The 6545-nt window shown below is 42.0% G+C and carries 6 protein-coding genes; 2 read left to right on the forward strand and 4 right to left on the reverse strand.

Going from position 1 to position 6545, the window contains the following annotated elements; genetic code table 11:
• Positions 1 to 34: 34 nt before the first annotated feature.
• From Q0Z55_RS08880 to Q0Z55_RS08890, 3 genes are read right to left on the reverse strand one after another with little or no spacing between them, the layout of a single operon-like run.
• On the reverse strand, positions 35 to 1339 hold the full coding sequence (locus Q0Z55_RS08880) for a DUF445 domain-containing protein (RefSeq protein ID WP_297427221.1): 1305 nt from the start codon (positions 1337 to 1339) through the stop codon (positions 35 to 37).
• A 14-nt stretch (positions 1340 to 1353) separates the two neighbouring features.
• Positions 1354 to 1899: a hypothetical protein gene (locus Q0Z55_RS08885; protein ID WP_297427224.1), complete on the reverse strand. Its 546-nt coding sequence runs from the start codon at positions 1897 to 1899 to the stop codon at positions 1354 to 1356.
• 40 nt (positions 1900 to 1939) lie between these two features.
• Positions 1940 to 2479 (reverse strand): DUF924 family protein, encoded by a 540-nt coding sequence (locus Q0Z55_RS08890; RefSeq protein WP_297427228.1) that lies wholly within the window; start codon positions 2477 to 2479, stop codon positions 1940 to 1942.
• Positions 2480 to 2690: 211 nt separating this feature from the next.
• Here Q0Z55_RS08890 and gshA point away from each other — a divergent pair, with 211 nt between their 5' ends.
• Positions 2691 to 4268, forward strand: a complete 1578-nt coding sequence (gshA, locus tag Q0Z55_RS08895) for a glutamate--cysteine ligase (RefSeq protein WP_297427231.1) — start codon at positions 2691 to 2693, stop codon at positions 4266 to 4268.
• A gap of 12 nt (positions 4269 to 4280) precedes the next feature.
• Positions 4281 to 4775 carry a disulfide bond formation protein B gene (locus Q0Z55_RS08900; protein ID WP_297427234.1) on the forward strand — a complete coding sequence of 165 codons (495 nt, stop codon included), beginning with the start codon at positions 4281 to 4283 and terminating at the stop codon, positions 4773 to 4775.
• A 34-nt stretch (positions 4776 to 4809) separates the two neighbouring features.
• On the opposite strand, the gene Q0Z55_RS08905 is transcribed toward Q0Z55_RS08900, so the two are convergent.
• Entirely contained in the window at positions 4810 to 6132 is a 1323-nt protein-coding gene (locus tag Q0Z55_RS08905; RefSeq protein ID WP_366806871.1) for a hypothetical protein, read from the reverse strand.
• Positions 6133 to 6545 lie beyond the last annotated feature (413 nt).

Genomic DNA, 6545 nt, shown 5'->3' on the forward strand with positions numbered 1-6545 from the left:
AAAAATAGCATACATATCGCACATGTTTTAAGGCTTAAATGGCATATTCTACAATCGCGCGGATGAGGCCTAATGCCAAACCAATGAACGCACCCACCACAACGCCATTGACCCGAATCATATGTAAATCGCCACCGACCTCATTTTCAATTTTGTCGATCATCTCTTGTGAATCCCATTCATGAATACGTTCACTAATAAAACGAATCACTTTTTCACTGTATTGATCGGACAAGGTCACTGCCATAGTGGCAATGCGAGCATTGAGTAAGTCGCGTACTTGTGCATTTTCGGCAATGTTGCGTCCTACTTGCATAATCGCAAGGCGTAGGTTTTCCGCAATGCCTGAATTTTCCTGCTGTAAATCATGTTTAACTGCATCAAATAAAATGACTACAGCACCACTGATAAAATTTAACACCTGTGGGCTATCGAGCAGCGCGTCTTTAGCACGATTTAAACTTAAACTTGCTTGCGATTGAGGATTACTTAAATCCTGCATATAACGACGTGCACTGTCTTCAATTTTTAAACGCCATGGATGGTCGGGGTCAGCAAGCATGGCTTCTAAACGCTCGACCATAGAATCAATACTGCGCTGTTTAACATCAATCCCAATGAAACTTGCCCCTTTGGCAAATTTAGATACCCCGAGTTCCTTAAACAGTTTACGCATCATTTCACGGGTATCTTCTGGATGATTAAGCATCCATACATGTACCACATCTAAACCCCGTTGTAATACATCCTGATGGAAATCATTGTCCAAGACGGCATGAAGCATTTCACTGGCCAAAGCATTGACCTTGGTATTTTTAACCCATTGCACACTGTTACTTTGGATAAAACGACCAATTTGTTTTTGCCCCACAAAATCGAATACTTTAGGCAAGGTTTGTTGCAAAACTTGGGTCACTTGGCGGCTATTGTCATGCGTTGCCAACCACTGGCCTGCGGCTAAACTTAAATCACTGTTGGCCAAACTTTTTTCCACCACCTGTGGCGATAAAAAGTTTTCTTGCACAAAACGCCCCATAGATTGGGCAATACGGGCTTTGTTGCGTGGAATAATCGCGGTGTGATCACGTAAAAATTTTGGAATCGGTAAACGCCCAAAAGGATTGCGAAACAATACCGTAATTGCGTACCAATCGGCTAAGCCACCCACCACACCTGCTTCGGCTGAGAGCATTAAAATATGAATTAGCCATACATAATCGGGCAATAGTTTTGCAGCAATCATGAGTGCTAACCAAATCAGCACAGCAATAACTAAAGCAATCGTGGCAAAGCGTTTGCTGCGTGCTAAGTTGGGCGAGGCGGTCTGTGGTGTGGTCATAGTGCATCCAAAGTTTAAGGTAAAGGCGCAGTTAAAACGTGTCCTGTAGGACTTAAGCCATATTTTTGTCCAAGGGATTGTAAAATTAAGCGCGCATCAAAAGCATCATGAGGTGTATTTTGATCTTTATAACATTCAATGCTATAGGACACTTGAATAGGATCAAGATTGACTATGCGTGGTTGGTCAAAAAATGGATCATGCCCATAATACGGACGACGCGAATAAAATCCATATGGATAATAATGTGGGCTTGAATACACCACCGCTTGACGAGGGGCTTGTTGTGCACGGTTACTTGGGTCATCTAGGATCTTAAAATGGCTAAATCCTTGATTTAAGGTCGTTTGAGCAGCTTTAACTAAGGTGATTTCTTCGGCAGTGGCATAGCTTAAATTCGGGCGGGCTTGAAAACTAATGCGATAGCTTTGGCTGTTGAGCGGATAGGCAGCAAATTGCCCCAGTTGATCAAAAGTCAGGGGTTGTTTAGGGGCGCTGGCACAGCCTGCAATAGTCAAACTTGCTGCCAATAGGCAGCTTAAACCAAATAAACGTGACATGAGGTCAGCTCCTGTGTTGAATGTGACAACCGTTTAGTGGTTAAAAACTGCTGTTCGGTTGTTGTAAAAATTCCAATTCTTCTTCGGTCGATTGACGTCCTAAAATCTCATTACGATGTGGATAGCGTCCAAAACGGTCAATAATGTTTTTATGCTTGATTTCATAATCTAGATTATGAGGATTAGCCAAAGCTTCAAACAGCTTAAGTGCCTCAACGTGAACCACAGCTGATTCACTGTGCATAAATGGCAGATATAAAAAGCTACGTTGTTCTGCGGTTAATGCTTGGTCTAAACCTTGAGCGATAGCTTCTTGAGCAAGGCTCAGTGCTTGGGCATCTTGGGCAAATGCGGCAGGGGTGTTGCGATAGACATTACGTGAAAACTGATCTAAAACCAGAATCTCGGCTAAGCGTCCTTCAGCACTGCTGCGCCATTGCCATAACTCAGCTTGCTGGGCTTGTTGTAGTACTTTGCCAAAGTCTGTGCGTAAACGTTGGTCAAAGTCATTGCTTTTGGCAAACCAAAATGGGCGAGTGTCGTCATTAAACCAAAAATCTAAAACCTGTTGATATGGCATGCGCTAAACCTCTCGTTGTGAGCTGTAAATTTATATTAATCACAAAATTGCCATGTCTTGTAGGGTAACTTTGTGATAAAAAATTGCCAAAAATACAACAACTGTTTGCTTTTGCAGGATACACCCCCTAAGGTTGACAGCTGAATTCAGGTTATAATGTTTAAACTGAAAAATTTATTTTGGTAATTTCTTTCTAATAGGCGAGATAAGAATGAGTCAACCCGAATCGACCTCTCAAGCTACACTTCCGACTTGGGTAGAGCCGTCTTTATTTAAAGGCATGCTACGTGGCATCGAACGTGAATGCTTACGTATGCAAGCCGATGGTCTGATTGCACAGACAGACCATCCTCAAGCGCTTGGTTCGGCACTGACTCATCCGCATATTACCACTGACTATTCAGAAGCTTTGCTGGAGTTTATTACCCCACCACAAACCAGTATTCAAAAAGCATTAAATTACTTAATGGATATTCATACGGTGGTGCATCGTCATTTGCCTGAAAATGAGCATTTATGGCCGATGTCGATGCCATGTATGTTGGATGAAGACGAAGAAAATATTCGTTTGGCTGAATATGGCTCATCTAATATTGGGCGTTTTAAAACTTTGTATCGCCGTGGTTTAGGCGTGCGTTATGGCCGTCGTATGCAGACCATTGCCGGCGTGCATTACAATTTATCTTTCCCTGACAGCGTATTTAGTGCCTTACAACAACAAGAAAGCGATGACTTATTAAAAAATATGTCGTTGCAGGATTATCGCAGCCATCGTTATTTGGGTTTAATTCGTAATTTTATTCGTTTAACGCCATTGGTAATGTTTTTACTAGGTGCAAGTCCAACAGTGCAGCCGTGTTTTATGCATGGTCGTGAACATCATATGTTGCCACTGACGCGTGGTACGTTGTATGTGCCTTATTCAACTGCATTGCGTATGGGCAATTTTGGTTATCAAAATTCAGCGCAAAAACAATTGGGTATTCACTACAATAATTTGCAAGATTATCTGAGTGGTTTACAACAAGCGGTCAAAACGCCGTATTTGGTCTTTAGCCGCTTAGGTTTAGACGATGCCCAAGGTGAACCATTACAAATTAATGATCACGTATTACAAATTGAAAATGAATACTATAGCTTGGTACGTCCAAAGCAAGTGCCGCAAAGTGGTGAAACACCATCACAAGCTTTAGCCAATCGCGGTATTGGTTATATCGAATTACGTGCAGTTGACATTAACCCGTATAGCCCAATTGGCATTGATGAAAATACGGCAGGTTTCTTAGAAACCTTAGCCACGTATTGTTTATTACAAGACAGTCCAGCCTTGTTAGATCCAGAAATGGCAGAGATTGAAAAAAATCAAGCCGAAGTGGTCAATCGTGGACGCGCTGAAAATGCAGTGATTTTGGTAGATGGGCAACGCATTCCAATTGAAACATGGGCACAAGGCTATTTAGATGCCATGCAGCCGATGAGTCAATTACTGAATAAAACTTATAACAACTCCATTTATAGCAATGCTATGCGTGTTATGCAGCAGCGTATTCATGAAGTGAATGACAGCTTATCTGCTATGGTGGTGGGTGATACCCGTGATGCTGGTGGTATGTGGCAATTGGGCTATTCGTTATTGCAAGATCACGAAGAATTATTTAGCCAATATCCATTAAGTGAAGAAACTGAACGTTATTTTGATGACTTAGCACAAAGTTCGTTACAACAACAACAAGCGCTTGAGCAAGAGCAAACCATGAGCTTTAGTGACTACTTGGCCGCTTACCGATAAGAGGATAAATTCATGCGCTACAGTTATCGCATGTTGAGTGGAATTTTATTTCTAGCCAGTGTCGTAGGTATGGCATTTGCGCTTTACCTTGAGCATGTACAAGGTTTAAATCCATGTCCATTATGCGTGTTTCAGCGTATTGGTTTAATGCTGTTGGGCTTATTTTCCTTATTAGGAATGTTGCATAACCCAAAGGCGCAATGGCTTAAACGTGGCTATGCTGCCTTGGGAACACTTGGTATTTTATGGTCGGCAGGTGTTGCAGCACGGCATGTCTGGTTGCAAACATTACCCCCAGATCAAGTACCCAGTTGTGGGCCGGGCTTAGATTACTTGGTGGATGCACTACCGCTTAAAAGTGTGCTACAGCAAGTGCTCTCAGGCTCAGGTGAATGTGCTGTGATTGATTGGACGTTCTTAGGTCAATCTTTGCCCGTCTGGTCATTGGTATTTTTTGCAGCTTTAAGCCTGCTGAGTGTGTGGCAATTGGTGCGACGCTATGCATAAAAAAAATCCTGCCCATAAGGTGGGATTTTTTATGTTAAGCAATATTTGATTGTGCAACATTGGTAAAATATTCATGTCGTTGCGTGTCTTTTTGAGCTTGAGAAGGTGGATACAGCCATGAGGCCACTTGTTCAGCCACACTTGGATGATATTGAATTTCAAAATGATTTAAGCCATAAAAGACTGCTTTATGGGCTTGTGGTACATTTAAAGCCAAACGCGGATTTGGATGCTCACCCAAAGCACTTTCTACACTGACCAAATAATCACCCAAAATTTTTAAAGCAAACTGTTGTCTGTTTTCATGCTCTAAAGTACCTGCCACCAAAAAAGTATTGATATGTGACGGTAAAGGTGCTGGTTTACGACTATCGTTAATTGAACCAAGCCTTGCGTCGTGATATTCCCAATCATCATCACGCACGCTACCATGACGTAAATCTAAAATGCCATTGCTGCGAATGTTGACCAAATGAGCAAATAATTTAACGATGGGCAAACTGCCAATTTTTTGTTGCATGGTAAAGCTAAACCGCTCTAAACCTGCACCATGATGCGGCGAGCCTAAACACACCAAATTTTCTGTTCTATACAGCCAATCTTGTAGATCTTGTTTGGCATAAAATAATGCGCTACGTGCTACCAATCCACCCATGCTATGCCCAATAAAATCAATACTGCTAATTTTGGGATGACGTGCCACTAAATCCGCCAACAGATTGGATAAGCTACGACCATTGGCAGAAATGCGTCGTCCGGAATTGTAGTTTAAATACAGCAAGGTTTTGTGACCGCGTTGCATCATAATTTTATCGGCAATGCCACTGTGGCGCGTGTTGCCCCAATCAAGATGGCTCATACACACCCCATGAATAAAAATCACGATTTTTCCGGCTAAATCGCCTTGATGTAGTTCACCGTAATGGTCATAAAGCGCCATAGGCACCGCAAGCGGATTATGATGTTGGAATAAATGATGCCCCAATACACCATTTAAAATGCCGACTAAAAAATGCAAAGCAGGCGTGAGCTTTTTTTGCCTTAAATTGGGAAATTTATTGACTAAATGTCGTAAACCCGGCGCCAATAAAAATTTGCCATAATGTTCAGAGGTTTGAGATGCAAACTGATACGCTTTTTTGATATAGGGCAGTTGCATGATTTTTTGACTTTGTAAGTCATTAATACCCAATATTTTAAATAAAATTTCACGTTGAATGGCAAACACCAAATGATGCACACCGCCAGCCAAGCGTGAGCTTAACAGTTGTGCCACACCCTCCAAAACATCGGCTTGGCTTAAAGGTCGATCATCAATACGACAATAGGTTTCATGTAGTGGGGTTAAACTTGGCATAACAGCGCATACTCACGATCAAATAGATGCACAGGCAGCATGACCAGCTGAAAAACAATCAGATGCAATTAACATAACGTGCTTGATTGATTTTTTGCTTGGTTTTTGTCCAACAATAGCCACTCTTTATGCATAAATACCGGTATAGGTTGCGACAATTTTTGTCGTGCAACTGTGGCATCAGGCTATGTCTGTCGGCGCAGTTATGTAACTATATACTTCGCTCGTCGCTTGAAGATGCTGTTACGAAGCACTTTGCCATCTGTAGCTAAAGTGGGCTTTTATGGATACATATCTACCGACAGATGCATATTTTAGATTATGATCTTGCTCAAGTGCTCAAGTGCTCAAGTGCTCAAGTGCTCAAGTGCTCAAGTGCTCAAGTGCTCAAGTGCTCAAGTGCTCAAGTGCTC

Source organism: uncultured Acinetobacter sp. (assembly GCF_947626835.1).
In the GTDB taxonomy this organism is placed as follows: domain Bacteria; phylum Pseudomonadota; class Gammaproteobacteria; order Pseudomonadales; family Moraxellaceae; genus Acinetobacter.